Source organism: Pseudomonas sp. AC112, assembly GCF_979253545.1.
On record NZ_CEEDCM010000001.1, the window covers coordinates 6,497,803 to 6,517,456 of the forward strand.

General features: G+C 62.7%; 18 protein-coding genes. 12 read left to right on the forward strand and 6 right to left on the reverse strand.

All coding sequences use genetic code 11. From position 1 onward, the window contains the following. Positions 1-10 precede the first annotated feature (10 nt). On the forward strand, positions 11-868 hold the full coding sequence (locus AC0IYN_RS29850) for an aldose 1-epimerase (protein WP_471844623.1): 858 nt from the start codon (positions 11-13) through the stop codon (positions 866-868). A 77-nt stretch (positions 869-945) separates the two neighbouring features. Here the strand turns inward: AC0IYN_RS29850 and AC0IYN_RS29855 are convergent, their stop codons facing one another. The 4 genes from AC0IYN_RS29855 to AC0IYN_RS29870 form a co-directional block, all read right to left on the reverse strand. Continuing rightward, positions 946-2,097 carry an HlyD family secretion protein gene (locus tag AC0IYN_RS29855; RefSeq protein ID WP_458374942.1) on the reverse strand — a complete coding sequence of 384 codons (1,152 nt, stop codon included), beginning with the start codon at positions 2,095-2,097 and terminating at the stop codon, positions 946-948. Continuing rightward, on the reverse strand, positions 2,094-3,740 hold the full coding sequence (locus tag AC0IYN_RS29860) for an MFS transporter (protein WP_406598978.1): 1,647 nt from the start codon (positions 3,738-3,740) through the stop codon (positions 2,094-2,096). Before AC0IYN_RS29860 ends, AC0IYN_RS29855 begins: the two co-directional genes overlap by 4 nt. 185 nt (positions 3,741-3,925) lie before the next feature. Further along, entirely contained in the window at positions 3,926-4,738 is an 813-nt protein-coding gene (locus AC0IYN_RS29865) for a sulfite exporter TauE/SafE family protein (protein WP_457248718.1), read from the reverse strand. Beyond that, positions 4,739-5,983 (reverse strand): NAD(P)/FAD-dependent oxidoreductase, encoded by a 1,245-nt coding sequence (locus AC0IYN_RS29870; RefSeq protein ID WP_471844626.1) that lies wholly within the window; start codon positions 5,981-5,983, stop codon positions 4,739-4,741. Between the two features lie 167 nt (positions 5,984-6,150). Between AC0IYN_RS29870 and AC0IYN_RS29875 the strand changes: the two genes are divergently transcribed. After that, positions 6,151-7,014 (forward strand): MBL fold metallo-hydrolase, encoded by an 864-nt coding sequence (locus tag AC0IYN_RS29875; RefSeq protein WP_471844628.1) that lies wholly within the window; start codon positions 6,151-6,153, stop codon positions 7,012-7,014. Here the strand turns inward: AC0IYN_RS29875 and bkdR are convergent. Further along, the gene (bkdR, locus tag AC0IYN_RS29880) at positions 7,011-7,496 is read right to left on the reverse strand and encodes a Bkd operon transcriptional regulator BkdR (protein ID WP_010209335.1); all 486 of its coding nucleotides are present in this window, start codon (positions 7,494-7,496) and stop codon (positions 7,011-7,013) included. The genes AC0IYN_RS29875 and bkdR overlap by 4 nt on opposite strands. A 195-nt stretch (positions 7,497-7,691) precedes the next feature. Between bkdR and AC0IYN_RS29885 the strand changes: the two genes are divergently transcribed. The 5 genes from AC0IYN_RS29885 (at position 7,692) to AC0IYN_RS29905 (ending at position 13,853) form a co-directional block, all read left to right on the forward strand. Beyond that, positions 7,692-8,927: a 3-methyl-2-oxobutanoate dehydrogenase (2-methylpropanoyl-transferring) subunit alpha gene (locus tag AC0IYN_RS29885; RefSeq protein ID WP_406598982.1), complete on the forward strand. Its 1,236-nt coding sequence runs from the start codon at positions 7,692-7,694 to the stop codon at positions 8,925-8,927. A 1-nt stretch (position 8,928) separates the two neighbouring features. Continuing rightward, the gene (locus AC0IYN_RS29890) at positions 8,929-9,987 is read left to right on the forward strand and encodes an alpha-ketoacid dehydrogenase subunit beta (protein ID WP_034107322.1); all 1,059 of its coding nucleotides are present in this window, start codon (positions 8,929-8,931) and stop codon (positions 9,985-9,987) included. Continuing rightward, on the forward strand, positions 9,988-11,247 hold the full coding sequence (locus tag AC0IYN_RS29895; protein WP_457239785.1) for a dihydrolipoamide acetyltransferase family protein: 1,260 nt from the start codon (positions 9,988-9,990) through the stop codon (positions 11,245-11,247). 3 nt (positions 11,248-11,250) lie between these two features. Continuing rightward, positions 11,251-12,630, forward strand: coding sequence for a dihydrolipoyl dehydrogenase (gene lpdA / locus AC0IYN_RS29900; protein ID WP_471844632.1), 1,380 nt, complete (start codon positions 11,251-11,253; stop codon positions 12,628-12,630). A 203-nt stretch (positions 12,631-12,833) separates the two neighbouring features. Continuing rightward, positions 12,834-13,853 (forward strand): branched-chain amino acid aminotransferase, encoded by a 1,020-nt coding sequence (locus AC0IYN_RS29905; protein ID WP_406598985.1) that lies wholly within the window; start codon positions 12,834-12,836, stop codon positions 13,851-13,853. A 98-nt stretch (positions 13,854-13,951) separates the two neighbouring features. Here the strand turns inward: AC0IYN_RS29905 and AC0IYN_RS29910 are convergent, their stop codons facing one another. Continuing rightward, the gene (locus AC0IYN_RS29910; protein ID WP_457248714.1) at positions 13,952-14,848 is read right to left on the reverse strand and encodes a GNAT family acetyltransferase; all 897 of its coding nucleotides are present in this window, start codon (positions 14,846-14,848) and stop codon (positions 13,952-13,954) included. 266 nt (positions 14,849-15,114) lie between these two features. Between AC0IYN_RS29910 and ctlX the strand changes: the two genes are divergently transcribed. The 5 genes from ctlX to AC0IYN_RS29935 all read left to right on the forward strand — a co-directional run bounded on the left by ctlX (position 15,115) and on the right by AC0IYN_RS29935 (position 19,654). After that, positions 15,115-16,041: a citrulline utilization hydrolase CtlX gene (gene ctlX / locus AC0IYN_RS29915; RefSeq protein WP_078049311.1), complete on the forward strand. Its 927-nt coding sequence runs from the start codon at positions 15,115-15,117 to the stop codon at positions 16,039-16,041. 16 nt (positions 16,042-16,057) lie between these two features. Continuing rightward, positions 16,058-17,104, forward strand: a complete 1,047-nt coding sequence (locus AC0IYN_RS29920) for an ornithine cyclodeaminase (protein WP_099492967.1) — start codon at positions 16,058-16,060, stop codon at positions 17,102-17,104. Positions 17,105-17,330: 226 nt separating this feature from the next. Continuing rightward, positions 17,331-18,110 (forward strand): ABC transporter substrate-binding protein, encoded by a 780-nt coding sequence (locus tag AC0IYN_RS29925; protein ID WP_406598987.1) that lies wholly within the window; start codon positions 17,331-17,333, stop codon positions 18,108-18,110. A gap of 132 nt (positions 18,111-18,242) precedes the next feature. Further along, positions 18,243-18,944 (forward strand): ABC transporter permease, encoded by a 702-nt coding sequence (locus AC0IYN_RS29930; protein ID WP_071495875.1) that lies wholly within the window; start codon positions 18,243-18,245, stop codon positions 18,942-18,944. Continuing rightward, on the forward strand, positions 18,941-19,654 hold the full coding sequence (locus tag AC0IYN_RS29935) for an ABC transporter permease (protein ID WP_457240191.1): 714 nt from the start codon (positions 18,941-18,943) through the stop codon (positions 19,652-19,654). The genes AC0IYN_RS29930 and AC0IYN_RS29935 overlap by 4 nt, the downstream gene beginning before the upstream one ends.

Here is a 19,654-nt window from a genome sequence, read left to right on the forward strand (position 1 = left end):
TGAACATGTGATGCTGGAACTCAGAGATGAACTGACCGTGCTGACCCTGGCCCCGGCCGTGGGCGGCAGCATCGTCAACTGGAGCGTGCGCGCCACCGGCCAGCCGCTGTTGCGCCATAGCGACGAGCTGGCGATCAGTACTGGCCTGCCGGGCAAGCTGGGGTGTTACCCCCTGGCGCCCTGGTCCAACCGCATTGCCCAAGGCGGTTTCGACAACCCCGACGGTTGGTTGACCCTCGCGCCCAACAGCCTGACCGACCCGTTGCCGATCCATGGCTCGGCTTGGCAACAGGCCTGGCAGGTGCTGAGCCACACTGAGGATGAAGCGGTATTGGCGGTAGAGTGCGACACGCCCTTCGCCTATCGCGCCGAGCAGCGATTTCGCCTGCACGAAGGTGAACTGAGCATTGCCCTGCGCGTGACCCATCTCGGCGCAAAAGCCGCCTGGCATGGGTTGGGTTTGCATCCCTACCTGCCACGCCGAGCCACCACGCGGCTGCAGGCCAGGGCGTCGCAGGTGTGGATGAGTGACGCGTCCAAGTTGCCTACGGGGCTGGCGCCGGTGCCGCAGGCCTGGGACTTCAGCGCCTTGAAAGCCCTGCCGGAAGGCCTGGTGGACAATGGTTTCTGCCAATGGGACGGACACTGCCGGATAGAACAACCGGAGCTCGGGTATGCGTTGGAATGCCAGGCGAGCGGCGCGGATTACTTCCTGCTGTACTGCCCGCCGGGGCTGGGGTTCTTTTGCATCGAGCCGGTGAGCCATCCGGTGAATGCTCATCACCTGCCTGGCCGGCCCGGTTTGAAGCGGCTGGAACAGGGCCAGTCAACCCACCTGGATTTCAGCCTCAAATACTGCCCTTTGTAGAGGCCCGGCTTGCCGGCAATGACGTCTGTAAGCACGCCATCGCCGGCAAGCCGGGCTCCTACACGGTGGGGGCTGTGTCAGGGCGGGCTGTTTTTAAGGCGTCCTGCCGTGTCGATGCTCACCACCACCGACAACCCCGGCCGCAACCGCTCGCTCTCGGCCTGGTCGGGGTCCACCGTGATCCTCACCGGCACGCGCTGGGCGATCTTCACGAAGTTGCCGGTGGCATTGTCTGCCTGCAACAGGCTGAACTCCGAGCCGGTGGCCGGGGAAATGTGCTGCACCGTGCCGTGGAATTTGCGGTGGTTCAGGGCATCGACGGTGAAGGTCACCGGCTGGCCGACCTGCACATTGTCCATCTGGGTTTCCTTCATATTGGCGATCACCCACAGTTGCTTCGGCACCAGCGCCATCAACTGCGCACCGGAGTTGACGTAGGCCCCCAGGCGCACGCCAATCTGCCCCAGTTGCCCGTCGCGTGGCGCGGTGATGCGGGTGTTGGACAGGTCGATGCGCGCCAGCTCCACCGCCGCCTCGGCACTCGCCACGGCCGCTTCCAGTGAGCCGCGATTGACGATCACGGTCTGCAGGTCCTGACGTGCGATTTCCAGGCTGGCCTGGGCCTGGGCCACCGCCGCGATGGTTTGCGCGTTGGCGGCGCGGGTCACGTCCAACTCACGCTTGGACACCGAACCGTCACTGATCAGTTCTTCATTGCGACGCAGATCGGCGGTGCTCTTGCGCGCCTGCGCCTGGCTGTCCGCCAATGCCGCCTGGCGCAACTGGATGGTGGCTTCGGCGCTGTTGCGCTGCTGCACCACATTCGCCAACGAGGCCTTCTGCACCGCCAGTTGTGCCAGCGCCTGGTCGAGGCGCTGCTTGTAGATGCGGTCGTCGAGGCGCACCAGCAGGTCGCCGGCCTTCACGTACTGGAAGTCCTGCACCGGCACTTCGAACACATAGCCGCTGAGCTGCGGGCCGATAATTGTCACCTGCCCACGCACCAAGGCGTTTTCGGTGGTTTCCACGGCACTGCTGAACGGTGGCAACTGCCAGGCATACAACACGATCAGCACCCCGACGATGGCAATCGCGGCAAAGCCCAGGGACGAGACGATGCGCACCCGCAAGGAGCGCGGCTCGGTCACCGTGGCGCCGGGCGGTGTGCTGCCCTCCGGGGTGGAGGCGATGGCGTTGGTGGTCGTGGTGGTGGAAGTCGGTTCGGTCATGAAGAAGCGCCGCTGGGTTGAACGGGAGTGGCTGCTGCCTGGGTGGTGCTCATCAGCCACAGACTGCGGATAAAGATCCAGATCATGGTCAGTATCGCGATGATCGCGATCAGCATGAAGACATCGTTGTAGGCCATCACGTTCGCCTCGCGGGTTGCCGCCGTGGCCAGGCTACGAATGCCCATCAAGTTGCGCAGCTCGGGGTCGGCGACAATGCCGCCGTAGGCCGAGCCGCCGCTCTGCACCCGCGCGGCCACACGCGGGTCCAGCAAGGTCAAATGTTCGACGATCATGCTGGAGTGATATTTCTCGCGCACAATCTGGAACGTGCCCAGCAACGCCGCGCCAATCAGCCCGCCGAGGTTCTGGCAGATCCCGAACATCACCGAAAAACTCACCAGGTTACGCGGGTTGGTCAGCACGTTCTTGGTGCCCAGCACCATGGTCGGCCCCAGGAAGAACGTACCGCCGAAGCCTAGCAGGAACTGGCTGATATACAGGTTCTGCGGCCGCGTGAGGTTGCTGGAAAAGCTGTCCATCACCGACCCCGTCGCCATCAGTGCCAGGGAAATCACCAGCGGCATCAGCAAATGCGCCGGGTTGATGGTCAGCGCACTGACCGCCAGGCCCGCGATCGCTCCGGCCAGCATCACCACGTACAGCGTGTGCATCTGTTGGTAGCTCATGTTCAGCATCTGCATGAACCCCACGGCGCCAGTGGACTGTTCGGACAGCACCATGCGAATCAGCACCACCGCCAATGCCAGGCGGATCATTACGCCGCTGCCCAGCCAGCGGGTCATCAGCATCGGGTTGGCGCGGTTATGCTCGATGGCCAGCCCGGCCATGATCAGCACCAGCGAGCAGGCCGAGGCCACGCCGATCCACGGCGCTTCCAGCCACCAGTCGATTCGGCCCAGGGACAGCACGGCGCAGAGCAAGGCAACCCCGGTTGCAAGAATGGCGAAGGTGAGGAAGTCGAGTTTTTCGAAGGTCTTGAAGCGGTCACCGGGCGGCAACTTGAGCAGGAATACGCAGCCCAGGCAGATCAGCGCCATGCCCAGTTCAAACAGATACAGCCCGCGCCATTCGGCGATTTGCAGCAGGTCTTCGGAGAACAGCCGCGCCAGTGGCAAGGCCAATTGCGCCGTGCCCAACCCCAGCACCAAGGCCTTCAAGCGCCACTTGGCCGGGAAGGCCTGGATCATGTAATACAAACCCAATGAACTCAGCGCCGCGCCCACCATGCCGTGGGCCGCTCGCACGGCGATGGCGGAGTTGAGGTCGTTGACGAACAAATGCCCGAACGTCACCAGTGCATACAGCACCAGGAACACCTCGGTGAACGCGCGCAGGCCGAACTGCTGGCGGAACTTCACCAGCAGCAGGTTCATGCACACGTTGGTCATCACATAGGCGGCGGGCAGCCAGGCCATTTCGGCGGTGGTCGCGCCGAGAGCACCTTGCAGGTATTGCAGGTTGGCAATGACCAGCGCATTACCCAACCCCCCAGTAATCGCTACCAGCACGCCCACCATCGCAAACAGCCACCGCTTGTGGGTGGGGTGCAACGGCGTCGACGGCGAGCCAGGCAGGCTTGGCCGCTCATGGGGCTCCCAGGTGTGAGGGGTGTATTTGTTCATTCGATGACCTAGATGACCCGACGCAGGATGTCGGTAAAACCATTACTCAGGGAGTAGTAAACCTGAGCGGAGTTCATCTTGCCATGTCGAGGCGGTGATTGACCCTCCAAACGAGCGCGGTCTTGTACGGGCAGCGGGTGCCCGGCAACTTCGGCGTAGGACGGGCCCCGTCACAAGCCCGGCACTTAGGATGTAAGACCGGCCTTGACCAACATGCCAACGGCCACCAGTACACACAGGCTGGCAAACCCCACCTGCAAGGTACGCGCGGGAATCACCGAGCACAGGCGCCGCCCGGCCAGCATGCCGACGATGCTCGCGCCGATAAACACCCCGCCCAGCGGCTCGATGCGCACACCGGCATGGAACGCGCCGGCCACGCCGATCAGCGAGAGCAGGCTGATCACCATCAACGAGGTGGCGACGATGCCGCGCATCTGCACGTCAGTGAGTTGCTTGAACGCCGGCACGATCAAGAAGCCACCGCCGACGCCCAGCAAGCCGGACACGGCACCGGTCACCGCGCCGAGGGCCGCCAGGGTCGCGCTGCATTTGGCAGTCCAGGCCAGGCGCCCGGTCTGCTGGTCGAGCATGCAGTTCTTCTGGCCCCAGGACGCGGCGCCATGGTCACTCGGCCCCGCCTCGCGTTTTTCGCGCTGCAACATGCGCCAGGCCACCAGCACCATCAATGCACTGAACAGGCCCATCAGCAGCGCTTCCGGCAGTTGGTGGGCAAGAAACACCCCCACCGGCGAAAACAGCGCGCCCAGCAAGGCGATCAGCAACGCGGCGCGGTAACGCACCAGGCCGTGGCGCAAACCGTCGATGGCCCCCACCGCCGCTGCCGCGCCCACAGCGAGCAACGACACCGGCGCGGCCTGGGTCATGCTCAAGCCCAGCCCAAGTACCAGCGCCGGCACCCCGAGGATGCCGCCGCCCGCACCCGTCAGGCCCATGACCAGGCCCATCAATAACCCCAACACACTGGCCAGCAGCATTCAGTCCACCTTGCTCAGGCGGGTCAGCCACTCGCGGCCCTTGAGCATGCCATTCCAGTAGAACCACGGCAGCAAGGTGGCCTTGAGGAACCACATCGAGCGACGCGCCTGGGTTGGGTCGAGGGGAAAGGTCGGCAGCAGCTTGCCGCCGTAGCCAAATTCGGCCAGCACCACCTTGCCCTTCTCCACCGTCAGCGGGCAGGAACCGTAGCCGTCGTACTTGAGCGGCAGCGGCGCCTGTTTGCGCAGGGCCAACAGGTTTTCGGCGACCACCACGATCTGCTTGCGCACTGCAGCGGCAGTCTTGGCGTTGGTGGTACCGCACACGTCACCCAGGCCGAAGATGTGTGGGTAACGCAGGTGTTGCAGGCTGTGGGGGTTCACTTCGCACCAGCCCGCCGCATCGGCCAGCGGGCTTTGGCGGATGAAATCCGGCGACACTTGCGGCGGCACCACGTGCAGCATGTCGAAGGTTTTTTCCTCAATACTGACCGTGCCTTCGGCATCCTTCACTTCGAACCAGGCCTTGCGTGCCGGACCGTCGACCTTGACCAGGTTGGCGTTGAACGCCAGGCGGGCGTTGTACTTTTCCACGTACTTCATCAAAGGCGGCACAAAGGTCGCCACGCCAAACAGCGCGGCGCCGGCCAGGTCGAATTCGACGTCGATGTTTTTCAGCACGCCGTGCTTGAGCCAGTGGTCGCAGGACAGATACAGGGCTTTCTGCGGCGCGCCCGCGCATTTGATCGGCATGGCCGGCTGGGTAAAGATCGCCTTGCCGCCCTTGAGTTGCTGCACCAACTGCCAGGTGTAGGCGGCGTGCTGGTAGCTGTAGTTGGAGGTGACGCCATGCTTGCCAAGCGTGTCTTGCAGGCCTTCGACCTTCTCCCAGGCCAGGCGCAGGCCGGGGCACACGATCAGGTTGTTCCAGCTCACCCGCTGGCCATTGTCGAGGACCAGCGTTTGCTCGTCCGGCAGCAGTTCGGTGACGGCCGCCTGCACCCAGGTGACACCGTTGGGCAGTACGTCGGCCAGCGGGCGACGGGTCTTTTCCAGGTCGTAGGCGCCGCCGCCCACCAGGGTCCAGGCAGGCTGGTAGCAGTGGTGGTCGCTCGGTTCAATCAAGGTGATATTCAGGTGGGGGTCGCGCTTGAGCAGGCTGGCCAGCAGGCCTATGCCCGCCGAACCGCCGCCGATGACTACGATATCGCCACTGATGGTAGGGCCCCAGTGTTGTTCGGTCATGGTCTATCGCCTTTTTAATTCGATGCACACAAGGAGCGTTGCCGTGTGGCGTCACGTTCCGTTACAGGTCGATCCTTTGCCTCGGACCGTTTTTTTCACTTAAGCTCGCAAGCCTATGTGGAAAACATCTCGAATGTAAGCCGCAATCCACTACAAGGACCGCCGCCATGCCCGCGTTGATACAAGCCTTTCTGGACGAGGCGTCGTCGACCTACACCTATGTCCTGCACGAATCAGATGATGGCCCCTGTGCCATCGTCGACTCGGTCCTCAACTACGACCCCGCCTCCGGTCGCACCGACACACGCCAGGCCGACAAGGTGATTGCCTATGTGCGCGAACATCGCCTGCAGGTGCAGTGGCTGCTCGAAACCCACGCCCACGCCGATCACCTCTCTGCCGCGCCTTACCTGCGTCGCACGCTGGGCGGCAAGATCGCGATTGGCCAATCCATCAGTAAAGTGCAGGACGTGTTCAAGAACCTGTTCAACCTGGAGCCGGAATTTCGCGTGGACGGCTCGCAGTTCGATCACTTGTTTGCGCCGGATGAGGTGTTTCATATCGGCGCCATCAAGGCCCAGGCCCTGCATGTGCCCGGGCATACGCCGGCGGACATGGCCTATCTGATCGACGACCGGCTGATCCTGGTGGGCGATACGCTGTTCATGCCGGACGTGGGCACGGCGCGCTGTGATTTTCCTGGCGGCGATGCGCGGCAGTTGTATGCGTCGATGCGCAAGTTGCTGGCGTTTCCGTTGGAAACCGAGTTGTACGTGTGCCATGACTACCCGCCTGAAGGCCGTGAGGCTAAGTGCAGGACCACGGTGGCCGAGCAGCGCGCGGGGAATATCCATGTGCATGATGGCGTGGATGAAGCCACGTTTGTCGAGATGCGCACCACGCGCGACGCAGGGCTGGGGATGCCGACGCTGTTGCTGCCGGCGATCCAGGTGAATGTGCGGGCGGGGAATATGCCGCCGGCGGAGGACAATGGTGTGGTGTACCTGAAGATTCCGGTCAACCACCTCTAACCCAGGTTGATGCCGTTGGCCGGTAGCGGCAACGCGGTTTTGTAGCGCACCTGCTTGAGGGCGAAGCTGGAACGGATGTTGGCCACGCCCGGCACCTTGGTCAAGAAGTCCATCATGAAGCGTTCCAGCGACTGGATCGTCGGCACCAGCACGCGGATGAGGTAGTCCGGGTCGCCGGCCATCAGGTAGCACTCCATCACTTCGGGCCGGTCGGAGATCGCACCTTCGAACTGCTGCAATGCCAACTCATTCTGCTTTTCCAGGCTCACGTGGATGAACACGTTGACGTGCAGGCCCAGCAGGTCGGCGTCGAGCAGCGTGACCTGGTCTCGAATCAGGCCCAGTTCTTCCATCGCCTTCACCCGGTTGAAACACGGCGTGGGCGACAGGTTGACCGAGCGGGCCAGGTCGGCGTTGGTGATGCGGGCATTCTCCTGCAGGGCGTTGAGAATGCCGATATCGGTACGGTCCAGTTTGCGCATGAGACAAAATCACCTGTTTATTATGTTTATGCAGTTTTTTTATCCGCAAATGGTCTTGAGCGCAACGAAACAGAGATAAATATTCTTCTACGCCACGCCTATGATTGTTGTAGGACAAGATTTCTCCTACCCGGAGTCTGACTGTCAGCTAGCGCGCCCACTACAAGAAATTCACAAGATAGAGCGTAGAAAGCCATGACCCAGCAGTACGAACCACTGCGCCTGCACGTCCCTGAACCCTCGGGACGCCCAGGCTGCAAGACCGACTTTACCTACCTGCGCCTGACCGACGCCGGCCTGGTGCGCAAACCCGCCATCGACGTAGAACCCGCCGACACCGCCGACCTGGCCAAGGGCCTGATCCGCGTGCTCGACGACCAGGGCCAGGCCCTCGGTCCCTGGGCTGAAAGCGTCCCCGTCGAGATTCTGCGCAAAGGCATGCGCGCCATGCTCAAGACGCGGATCTTCGACAACCGCATGGTGGTCGCCCAGCGTCAGAAAAAAATGTCGTTCTACATGCAGAGCCTTGGCGAAGAAGCCATCGGCAGCGCCCAGGCCCTGGCCTTGAACATCGACGACATGTGCTTCCCCACCTACCGCCAGCAAAGCATCCTGATGGCTCGCGACGTGCCCTTGGTGGACCTGATCTGCCAACTGCTGTCCAACGAGCGTGATCCGCTCAAGGGCCGTCAGTTGCCGATCATGTATTCAGTGAAAGACGCTGGCTTCTTCACGATTTCCGGCAACCTCGCCACCCAGTTCGTACAAGGCGTGGGCTGGGGCATGGCCTCGGCGATCAAGGGCGACACCAAAATCGCTTCCGCCTGGATCGGCGACGGCGCCACCGCCGAATCCGACTTCCACACCGCCCTCACCTTTGCCCACGTGTACCGCGCGCCGGTGATCCTTAACGTGGTCAACAACCAGTGGGCCATTTCCACCTTCCAAGCCATCGCCGGCGGCGAAGCCACCACCTTTGCCGGACGCGGCGTGGGGTGTGGCATCGCCTCCCTGCGTGTGGACGGCAACGACTTCATCGCGGTGTACGCCGCTTCCGCCTGGGCTGCCGAGCGTGCGCGCCGCAACCTGGGCCCGACGCTGATCGAGTGGGTCACCTACCGCGCCGGCCCGCATTCCACCTCCGATGATCCGTCCAAGTACCGCCCCGCCGACGACTGGAGCCACTTCCCCCTGGGCGACCCGATTGCGCGCCTCAAGCAGCACCTGATCCACATTGGCCAGTGGTCCGAAGAGGAACACGCGGCGGTCAGTGCCGAACTTGAAGCCGAAGTGATTGCGGCGCAAAAACAAGCCGAACAGTACGGCACCCTTGCCGGCGGCCAGATTCCAAGCGCCGCGACCATGTTCGAAGACGTCTACAAAGAGATGCCGGAGCACTTGAAGCGCCAGCGTCAAGAGTTGGGGATCTGACATGAACGATCACAACAACAGCATTGAAGTGGAAACCGCCATGACCACCACCACCATGACCATGATCCAGGCCCTGCGCTCGGCCATGGATGTGATGCTCGAACGTGACGACAACGTGGTGGTGTTCGGCCAGGACGTCGGCTACTTCGGCGGCGTGTTCCGTTGCACCGAAGGCCTGCAGACCAAGTACGGCAGCTCGCGGGTGTTTGACGCGCCAATCTCCGAAAGCGGCATCATCGGCGTGGCCGTGGGCATGGGCGCCTATGGCCTGCGCCCGGTCGCCGAGATCCAGTTCGCCGACTACGTTTACCCTGCCACCGATCAGATCATCTCCGAAGCCGCGCGCCTGCGTTACCGCTCGGCCGGGCAGTTCACCGCGCCGCTGACCATGCGCATGCCCTGCGGCGGCGGCATCTACGGCGGCCAGACCCACAGCCAGAGTATCGAAGCGGTGTTTACCCAGGTTTGCGGGTTGCGCACGGTGATGCCGTCGAACCCTTATGACGCCAAGGGCCTGCTGATCGCCTCCATCGAAAACGATGACCCGGTGATCTTCCTGGAGCCCAAGCGCCTGTACAACGGCCCGTTCGACGGCCATCACGACCGCCCGGTAACCCCGTGGTCGAAACACCCGCAAGCCCAGGTGCCCGACGGTTACTACACCGTGCCGCTGGACGTGGCCGCCATCGTGCGTCCGGGTTCGGCCGTCACTGTGCTGACCTATGGCACCACCGTGTACGTGTCGCAAGTTGCCGCCGAAGAAACCGGCATCGACGCCGAGGTCATCGACCTGCGCAGCCTGTGGCCACTGGACCTGGAAACCATCGTCAACTCCGTGAAGAAGACCGGCCGTTGCGTAGTGGTGCATGAAGCCACGCGCACCTGCGGCTTTGGTGCCGAGCTGGTGTCGCTGGTGCAGGAGCATTGCTTCCACCACCTGGAAGCGCCGATCGAACGCGTCACCGGTTGGGACACCCCCTACCCGCACGCGCAGGAGTGGGCGTATTTCCCAGGGCCGTCCCGAGTGGGCGCGGCGTTGAAACGGGTCATGGAGGTCTGAATGGGCACGCACGTTATCAAGATGCCGGACATTGGCGAAGGCATTGCGGAAGTTGAACTGTCGGTGTGGCATGTGAAGGTCGGCGACATGGTCGTCGAAGACCAGGTGCTGGCGGATGTAATGACCGATAAGGCGATGGTGGACATTCCCTCGCCCGTGCACGGCAAAGTGATCTCCCTCGGCGGCGAGCCGGGTGAAGTCATGGCCGTGGGCAGTATCCTGATCAGCATTGAAGTGGAAGGCGCGGGCAACGCCAAGGAAGCACCCGCCGTGAAGGAAACGCCTAAGGCCGCGCCGGTGGCTGAAGCCAAGCCTGCGCCGGTGGTGGTTGAAAGCAAACCTGCGCCGGTAGTTGCGGCCCAAGCGCCTGTGGCACGTGAAGCTGACGAACGCCCATTGGCGTCCCCTGCTGTGCGCAAGCATGCGCTGGATGCAGGTATCCAACTGCGCCTGGTCCAGGGCACTGGCCCGGCAGGCCGGATCCTGCACGAAGACCTCGACGCCTACCTCCAACAAGGTACGGCGAAGGCATCAACGGCTGCCAACCCTTACGCCGAACGCCACACCGAAGAACAGATCCCGGTGATCGGCATGCGCCGCAAGATCGCCCAGCGCATGCAGGACGCCACCCGTCGTGCCGCGCATTTCAGCTATGTGGAAGAGATCGACGTCACCGCCCTCGACGAGCTGCGTGTGCACCTCAACGAGAAGCACGGCGCCACGCGCGGCAAGCTCACCCTGCTGCCGTTTATCGTGCGCGCCATGGTCGTGGCATTGCGGGACTTCCCGCAGATCAACGCACGTTACGACGATGAAGCCCAGGTCATCACCCGTCTTGGCGCGGTACACGTAGGGGTCGCCACCCAGAGCGACGTAGGCCTGATGGTGCCGGTGGTGCGTCACGCCGAAGCCCGCAGCCTGTGGGGCAACGCCGAGGAAATCGCCCGTTTGGCCACGGCTGCGCGCAGTGGCAAGGCCAGTCGGGATGAACTGTCGGGCTCCACCATTACCTTGACCAGCCTCGGCGCTTTGGGCGGCATCGTCAGCACGCCGGTGCTGAACCTGCCGGAAGTCGCCATCGTGGGCGTCAACCGTATCGTCGAGCGGCCGATGGTGATCAAGGGCCAGATCGTGGTGCGCAAGATGATGAACCTCTCCAGCTCGTTCGATCACCGCGTGGTCGATGGCATGGACGCGGCGCAATTCATCCAGGCCATTCGCGGCCTGCTCGAACAACCCGCCAGCCTGTTCCTGGAGTAAGGCATGACGCAGACATTGAATACCACGCTGCTGATCATCGGCGGCGGCCCAGGCGGTTATGTGGCGGCGATCCGTGCCGGCCAACTGGGCATCCCGACCATCCTGGTGGAAGGCCAGGCGCTGGGCGGTACCTGCTTGAACATCGGCTGCATTCCGTCCAAGGCCTTGATCCATGTGGCCGAACAGTTCCAGCAAACCATCCACCACAGCCAGGGTTCGCAACTGGGCATCGAAGTGGATGTGCCGACCCTGGACATCCGCAAAAGCGTGGAATGGAAAGACGGCATTGTTGACCGCCTGACCACCGGCGTCGCCGCCCTGCTGAAGAAACACAAAGTGCAGGTGATCCACGGCTGGGCCAAGGTGGTGGACGGCAAGACCGTCGACGTCGGCCACCAGCGCATCCAGTGCGAACACCTGCTGCTGGCCACCGGTTCGAAAAGCGTCAACCTGCCGATGCTACCGATTGGCGGGCCGATCATTTCGTCCACCGAAGCGCTGGCGCCAACGCGAGTGCCCAAGCGTTTGATCGTGGTGGGTGGCGGCTATATCGGCCTGGAGCTGGGGATTGCCTACCGCAAGCTCGGCGCCGAGGTCAGTGTGGTCGAGGCCCAGGACCGCATCCTGCCGGCCTATGATGCCGAGCTGACGCAGCCGGTCAACGAATCCCTCAAGCAACTGGGCGTGAAGCTGTACCTCAAGCACAGCGTCACGGGTTTTGCCGATGGCAGCCTGCAAGTACGCGACCCGAATGGCGACACCCTGTCGCTGGCAACGGATCAGGTGCTGGTTGCCGTGGGTCGCAAACCCAACACCCAAGGCTGGAACCTCGAAGCGCTGAACCTGGAGATGAACGGCGCAGCGATCAAGATCGACAGCCGCTGCCAGACCAGCATGCGCAACGTGTATGCCATCGGCGACCTGAGCGGCGAGCCGATGCTGGCGCACCGCGCCATGGCCCAGGGCGAGATGGTGGCCGAACTGATCAGCGGTAAACCCCGCGAATTCAACCCGGCCGCGATCCCGGCGGTGTGCTTTACCGACCCGGAACTGGTGGTGGTCGGCAAGACCCCCGATGAAGCCAAGGCCGCTGGCCTGGACTGCATCGTGTCGAGCTTCCCGTTCGCAGCCAATGGCCGGGCGATGACCCTGGAGTCGAAAACCGGCTTCGTGCGGGTAGTGGCGCGCCGTGACAACCACCTGATCGTCGGCTGGCAGGCCGTGGGAGTGGGTGTCTCGGAACTGTCCACCGCCTTCGGCCTGAGCCTGGAAATGGGCGCGCGCCTGGAAGACGTGGCCGGCACCATCCACGCCCACCCGACCCTCGGTGAAGCCGTGCAGGAAGCCGCGTTAAGGGCCCTGGGCCACGCGCTGCACCTGTAAAAACGAGGTGAGGCCATCGCGGGCAAGCCCGGCTCCCACAGTGGAATGCATTGCAAATGTGGGAGCTGGCTTGCCTGCGATAGCGGTGGATCAGCCATTACAGAGGCTGAATGGTCCGCCCACCCGCTCCCACACCGGCCAAGAATGAAGTATTGTTGCGCCCATCCAGAAAAAAACCGACTTGACCAACGATAGAGGGTGTCATGGGTAACGAAAGCATCAATTGGGACAAGCTGGGTTTTGACTACATCAAGACCGACAAGCGGTTTCTCCAGGTCTGGAAAAACGGCGAATGGCAAGAAGGCACCCTGACCGACGACAACGTGCTGCACATCAGCGAGGGCTCCACCGCCCTGCACTACGGCCAGCAATGCTTTGAAGGCCTCAAGGCCTATCGCTGCAAGGACGGTTCGATCAACCTGTTCCGCCCGGACCAGAACGCCGCCCGCATGCAGCGCAGCTGCGCACGCCTGCTGATGCCGCATGTGTCGACCGAAGACTTCATCGAAGCCTGCAAACAAGTGGTCAAGGCCAACGAGCGCTTCATCCCGCCGTACGGCAGCGGCGGCGCCCTGTACCTGCGCCCGTTCGTGATCGGCACCGGTGACAACATCGGCGTGCGCACTGCGCCGGAGTTCATTTTCTCCGTGTTCGCCATTCCGGTCGGCGCCTACTTCAAGGGCGGCCTGGTGCCACACAATTTCCAGATATCCACCTTCGACCGCGCCGCGCCACAGGGCACCGGTGCCGCCAAGGTCGGTGGCAACTACGCCGCCAGCCTGATGCCAGGTTCCGAAGCGAAGAAATCCGGTTTTGCCGATGCGATCTACCTGGACCCGATGACCCATTCGAAAATCGAAGAAGTCGGCTCGGCCAACTTCTTCGGGATCACCCACGACAATAAGTTCATCACGCCGAAGTCGCCTTCGGTGCTGCCAGGCATCACCCGCCTGTCGCTGATCGAACTGGCCAAGACCCGCCTGGGCCTGGACGTGATCGAGGGCGAAGTGTTCATCGACAAGCTCGACCAGTTCAAGGAAGCCGGCGCCTGCGGTACGGCTGCGGTGATCTCGCCGATCGGCGGCATCCAGTACAACGGCAAGCTGCACGTGTTCCACAGCGAAACCGAAGTCGGCCCGATCACCCAGAAGCTCTACAAAGAGCTGACCGGCGTGCAGACCGGTGACGTCGAAGCCCCCGCCGGCTGGATCGTCAAGGTCTAACCCATAAACCCTGTAGGAGCCGGCTTGCCGGCGATGGCTGCCTTGAATACTGTGATGAATTCAAGGGCCTCATCGCCGGCAAGCCGGCTCCTACAGGTTTACGCGCCGTTCTTCGGGATGTTTTCGGCAATCTTCTTGCCCATGCTGATCCTCGGCTCCACCCCATACCCCAGCGCCTCGTAAAACCCCGCCACCGCGTCATTGCCACTGGTGATCTGCAGGTTGATCTTCACGCAGCCCAGCGCCGTCAATGCCTGTTCCGCATACCGCACCAGCGACGACCCCAGGCCATGCCGCCGATAGTCAGCGTGCACCGCCACCGAATACAGCCAGCCGCGATGCCCGTCGTAGCCGGCCAGAATCGTCCCGATCACGGTTTTTTTGTCCATCGCGACGAAAAACAGCCCGTCGTTGACCGCCAGCTTTTTATCAATCGCCAGCGTCGGCAGGTTATGCGCCGTGTCATAGCCGAATGCTTCCTGCCATAACGCCACCACCTGCGCCCGGTGCGGGCGGTCGCGGTACGGCCCGATAGGGTGGCGCGACAGCAGCGCTTTTTCCATCACCAGCGTACGCTCGTTGCCGTGGTAGACGTCGCGCACGGTATGGAACCCCAGCTTGGCGTAGAACGGCTCGGCTGTCAGCGAAGACGGCACGCTCAGCACCGTCACTCCGGCTTCGCGGGCGCGTAGCTCAATCTCGATCATCAACAGCCGACCAATGCCCTGTCCTTGCAGCGCCGGGTTGACGAACACCGAGCGCACCACATTGCCATCGAGGGCCGCAGTGGCAACGATCACCCGCTCTTGAACCGCCACCAGCACCACGCGACGCTTGAGCAGTTCCAGCACCGCCTCAGGCGTAAAGTTAGCGGCAACCCGCGCAATCACATCCGCCGGATAGTCCCGCGCATTGCTGCTGTGCAGGGCCGCCAGAATGACCTGGCTGATCCCCTCGGCATCGGCGGTTTGGGCAGTACGAACGGCGGTAGACATACATTCTCCTTCCTGGCTCGGGTTTCACGACCGCCCCCATACTAATGTAGGAGCTGGCTTGCCAGCGATAGCGGTGTGTCAGACCCGGCGCTATCGCCGGCAAGCCGGCTCCTACAGTTGATCGCATTCCACCCCCTACAGCCGATTCGGCTGTGCCATTACCCTTTTCAGCTTTCCCGGCTGAGCCTTCCCAAGCTTTCAGCCGGGATTCATCCCGCACAAGCCACACACTATTCCCACAGCTCAACCCATGGACCCGTGCACCCATGCAAACCACCAACACCGTCTTGATGATTCGCCCGGCGCGCTTTGCCTTCAACCCGGACACCGCGATCAACAACCGTTTCCAACGCCCGCCCCTCGACCCGCTCAGCGCACAGCAGAAAGCGCTGGAAGAGTTCGACGGCTATGTCGCCACCTTGCGCCAGCATGGCGTGGAAGTGCTGGTGGTGCAGGACACCCCGGCGCCCCATACACCCGACTCGATCTTCCCCAACAACTGGTGGAGCAGCCACGCCGACGGCAGCCTGGTGCTGTACCCGATGGAAGGCCAGAACCGACGACTGGAACGCAACAAAGGCGTGCTGCAAGTGTTGGAACAGCGATTTACCGTCAAGGACACCATCGACCTCAGCCACCTCGAACAACAGAACATCTTCCTCGAAGGCACCGGCAGCATGGTGCTCGACCGCCAGCACCGCATCAGCTACGCCTGCCACTCCGGGCGCACCCACCACGACGCCCTGCGCCAGTTCGCCGAACGCCTCGACTACCAGCTCTGCGTGTTCCACGCCGTCGACCGCCACCACGCGCCGATCTACCACAGCAACGTGATGATGAGCGTCGGCCGCGACCTCTCGGTGGTGTGCCTGCAAGCCCTGCCCCACGCCGACGAGCGCCAGGCCCTGGAACGCTCCCTGCGCGATACCGGCAAGGACATCCTCGCCCTGGATTTCGATCAGCTGGAGGCGTTCGCCGGCAACATGCTCGAAGTCCACGACCGCGACGGCCAGCCGCTGCTGGTGATGTCCGCCAGCGCCTGGGGCGCCTTGCAGCCCGCCCAGCGCCAACACGTGGAACGCCATACGCGGCCAGTGGTGGTGAACATCGACAACATCGAACGCATCGGCGGCGGCAGTGCCCGCTGCATGCTGGCGGAAGTGCATCTGCCGGCCCGCACCACCTTCCAATAACTCAAGGAGTCTTGCCATGACCCGCTACATCGACGTGAACGACCTCTGCTACCTGGTCTCGCAAAAAGGCCTGCCCACCTGCATTACCGAAATGGCCGAGTACATTCGCGCCGACTACCTGCGCTGGCAGGACTTCGAAAAATGCGCACGCCTGGCCAACCACTCGCCGGACGGCGTGATCGAGCTGATGCCGGTTTCCGACGCCTCGCTGTATGCGTTCAAATACGTCAACGGCCACCCGAAAAACACCCTGGCCGGCATGCTCACCGTGATGGCCTTCGGCGCGCTGGGCGATGTCGACACCGGCCTGCCGGTGCTGCTGGCGGAAATGACCCTGACCACCGCGATTCGTACCGCTGCCACCTCGGCGCTGGTCGCCCGCTACCTGGCCCGCGACAACAGCCGCAGCATGGCGCTGATCGGCAACGGCTCGCAAAGCGAATTCCAGGCCCTGGCCTTCCACGCCATGCTCGGTATCACTGAAATCCGCCTTTTCGATATCGACGCCAAGGCCACCGCCAAGCTGGCGGCCAACCTCAAGGCCTTCCCGGCGATCAAGGTCATCCTGGCCGGCAGCGTGGCCGAAGCGGTCAAAGGCGCCGACATCGTCACCACCGTGACCGCCGACAAGGCCTACGCCACCATCCTCACCGACGACATGATTGAGCCGGGCATGCACCTCAATGCCGTCGGCGGTGACTGCCCCGGCAAGACCGAGCTGGACCGACGTATCGTCGAGCGCGCCCGCGTGATCGTCGAGTACGAACCGCAAAGCCGCATCGAAGGCGAAATCCAGCATATGCCGCAGGATTCGCCCGTCACCGAACTGTGGCAAGTCATCAACGGCCAGAAGCCCGGTCGCGAGAATGCGCGCCAGGTCACCCTGTTCGACTCGGTGGGTTTTGCCATCGAAGACTACTCTGCCCTGCGCTATGTGCTGGACGTGGCCAAGGCCCTGGACGTGGGCAGCACCCTTGAACTGGTGCCGGACCTGGCCGACCCGAAAGACCTGTTCGCACGCCTGGCCCAACAGCCTCGCGCGCAGCAGAAAAAGCGCGCCTGAAAACGCTCTGGCCTGCCGCTTTGCGCCGCTGGCAGGCCAGGATTTGCAGGCGCAAAAGCCGATTCAGCGGGTGCTACAGCCGATTCCGCTGCATTGGCGGTTTTAACAGCGCAATTTGCGCTTTCGGCACCGGGTAAACGACACAAAAAACGCACCATCATGAAGCATTCTCTGCTCCCAGTTATTCACTGCCCTGACATCAATTACAAAATATAGGGACCTGCACATGACTCCATTGCGATCACTCTTCGCCGCGCTGCTGTTGCCACTCTGCGCAACCGCCGCCCACGCCCAGGACTGGAAAGAAATCCGCTTCGGCGTTTTCCCCGAATACCCCCCCTTCGAATCCGTGGCCGCCGACGGCAGCCTGCAAGGTTTCGATATCGAGTTGGGCAACGCGATCTGCGCCAAGCTCGAAGTGAAATGCACCTGGGTCCACAACGAATTCGACGGCATGATCCCGGCCCTGCGCGCACGCAAGTTCGACGCGATCATGTCCTCCATGGCCGTTACCCCAGCGCGTGAAAGAATCATCGACTTCAGCGACAAACTGTTCCTCAGCCCGACTTCGGTGATCACCCGCAAGGGCGCCGACTTCGGCGACACCCCGGAGTCCCTCAAGGGCAAGCAAGTCGGCGTGCTGCAAGGCTCGTTGCAAGAGGCGTATGCCCGCGCGCACCTGGCCAAGCTCGGCGCGCAAATCAAGGCGTATCAGTCCCAGGACCAGAACTACGCTGACCTGCAAAACGGCCGCCTCGACGCGACCCTGACCGACAAGCTCGAAGCCCAGCTCAACTTCCTGTCCAAACCCGAAGGCGCCGACTTCAAGACCGGCCCGGCCTTCAAGGACCCGACACTGCCCCTGGACATCGCCATGGGCCTGCGCAAGAACGACCAGGAACTGCGTGCGCTGATCAACAAGGGCATCGCCGCCGTCCAGGCCGATGGCACCTACGCACAGATCCAGAAGAAGTACTTCGGCGATCAGGACATCTACAACGAGTGATGCCAACGGCTGATCCCTGTAGGAGCCGGCTTGCCGGCGATGGCGGCCTGAAGCATTGCGCTGAACCCAAGGGCCTCATCGCCGGCAAGCCGGCTCCTACAGGGTTGTCTGCGCCCTTTAGAGATTCTCCCAATGAACGAATTCCTCAACCTGCAAGGCTACGGCCCGATGCTGGCCCAAGGCGCCTGGATGACCCTCAAACTGTCATTCCTGGCCCTGGCCCTGAGCCTCGCCCTGGGCCTGATCGCCGCCGGCGCCAAGCTCTCCAGCGCCAAATGGCTGCGCGTACCGGCCACGCTCTACACCACGCTGATCCGCAGCGTGCCGGACCTGGTGCTCATCCTGCTGATCTTCTACAGCCTGCAACTGTGGCTCAACGACCTGAGCGAAGTGTTCGGCTGGGATTACTTTGAAATCGACCCGTTTACCGCGGGCGTCGTCACCCTGGGTTTTATCTACGGCGCGTATTTCACCGAGAACTTCCGGGGCGCGATCCTCAGCGTGCCAGTCGGCCAACTGGAAGCCGCGACCGCCTACGGCCTGAGCCGCTGGCAGCGCTTTCACCTGGTGCTGTTCCCGCAACTGATGCGTTTTGCCCTGCCGGGCCTGGGCAATAACTGGCTGGTGCTGCTCAAGTCCACGGCGCTGGTGTCGATCATCGGCCTGTCGGACCTGGTCAAGGCCGCGCAGAACGCCGGCAAGACCACCAACGAGCCTCTGTACTTCCTGATCCTAGCGGGCCTGGTGTACCTGGTGATCACCACCCTCTCCAACCGCATCTTCAAGCGCCTCGAACGGCGCTACAACCTCGGCATCAAGGGGATGGCGCGATGATCGAACTGTTCCAGCAATACGGCCTGGCCTATCTGTTCAGCGATGGCACAGGACTGTCCGGCGTAGCGATGACGTTGTGGTTGTTCATCATCTCTGTCGTGTTCGGTTTTTTCCTATCGATACCGTTGGCGCTCGCGCGGGTTTCCGAGCACTTCTGGCTGCGCTGGCCGGTGGAGGTCTACACCTACCTGTTTCGCGGCACGCCGCTGTATATCCAGTTGCTGATTTGCTACACCGGGCTGTACAGCCTGGAAGTGGTGCAGGACAACGCCCTGCTCAACCAGTTTTTCCGCAATGCGCTGAACTGCACCCTGCTGGCCTTTGTGCTCAACACCTGCGCCTACACCGTGGAAATCTTTGCCGGGGCGATCCGCAATATTCCCCACGGCGAAATCGAAGCAGCACGCGCATACGGCCTGCACGGCTGGCGGCTGAACCTGTTTGTGGTGGTACCGGCGGCGTTGCGCCGCGCATTGCCGGCCTACAGCAACGAAATGATCCTGATGCTGCACGCCACGTCCCTGGCCTTTACCGCCACCGTCGCCGACATCCTCAAGGTGGCCCGCGACGCCAATGCCGAGACGTTCCTGACGTTCCAGGCATTCGGTATCGCTGCCCTGCTCTACATGCTGCTGTCCTTTGCACTGGTGGGCCTGTTCCGACTGGCCGAACGTCGCTGGATGCGTTTTCTTGTTCCTACCCGAGGCTAA

Bases quoted from the DNA above. Each gene is read 5' to 3' on its own strand.
- AC0IYN_RS29850 (WP_471844623.1), top strand. From the start codon at position 11: ATGCTGGAACTCAGAGATGAACTGACCGTGCTGACCCTGGCCCCGGCC.
- AC0IYN_RS29855 (WP_458374942.1), bottom strand. From the start codon at position 2,097: ATGACCGAACCGACTTCCACCACCACGACCACCAACGCCATCGCCTCC.
- AC0IYN_RS29860 (WP_406598978.1), bottom strand. From the start codon at position 3,740: ATGAACAAATACACCCCTCACACCTGGGAGCCCCATGAGCGGCCAAGC.
- AC0IYN_RS29865 (WP_457248718.1), bottom strand. From the start codon at position 4,738: ATGCTGCTGGCCAGTGTGTTGGGGTTATTGATGGGCCTGGTCATGGGC.
- AC0IYN_RS29870 (WP_471844626.1), bottom strand. From the start codon at position 5,983: ATGACCGAACAACACTGGGGCCCTACCATCAGTGGCGATATCGTAGTC.
- AC0IYN_RS29875 (WP_471844628.1), top strand. From the start codon at position 6,151: ATGCCCGCGTTGATACAAGCCTTTCTGGACGAGGCGTCGTCGACCTAC.
- bkdR (WP_010209335.1), bottom strand. From the start codon at position 7,496: ATGCGCAAACTGGACCGTACCGATATCGGCATTCTCAACGCCCTGCAG.
- AC0IYN_RS29885 (WP_406598982.1), top strand. From the start codon at position 7,692: ATGACCCAGCAGTACGAACCACTGCGCCTGCACGTCCCTGAACCCTCG.
- AC0IYN_RS29890 (WP_034107322.1), top strand. From the start codon at position 8,929: ATGAACGATCACAACAACAGCATTGAAGTGGAAACCGCCATGACCACC.
- AC0IYN_RS29895 (WP_457239785.1), top strand. From the start codon at position 9,988: ATGGGCACGCACGTTATCAAGATGCCGGACATTGGCGAAGGCATTGCG.
- lpdA (WP_471844632.1), top strand. From the start codon at position 11,251: ATGACGCAGACATTGAATACCACGCTGCTGATCATCGGCGGCGGCCCA.
- AC0IYN_RS29905 (WP_406598985.1), top strand. From the start codon at position 12,834: ATGGGTAACGAAAGCATCAATTGGGACAAGCTGGGTTTTGACTACATC.
- AC0IYN_RS29910 (WP_457248714.1), bottom strand. From the start codon at position 14,848: ATGTCTACCGCCGTTCGTACTGCCCAAACCGCCGATGCCGAGGGGATC.
- ctlX (WP_078049311.1), top strand. From the start codon at position 15,115: ATGCAAACCACCAACACCGTCTTGATGATTCGCCCGGCGCGCTTTGCC.
- AC0IYN_RS29920 (WP_099492967.1), top strand. From the start codon at position 16,058: ATGACCCGCTACATCGACGTGAACGACCTCTGCTACCTGGTCTCGCAA.
- AC0IYN_RS29925 (WP_406598987.1), top strand. From the start codon at position 17,331: ATGACTCCATTGCGATCACTCTTCGCCGCGCTGCTGTTGCCACTCTGC.
- AC0IYN_RS29930 (WP_071495875.1), top strand. From the start codon at position 18,243: ATGAACGAATTCCTCAACCTGCAAGGCTACGGCCCGATGCTGGCCCAA.
- AC0IYN_RS29935 (WP_457240191.1), top strand. From the start codon at position 18,941: ATGATCGAACTGTTCCAGCAATACGGCCTGGCCTATCTGTTCAGCGAT.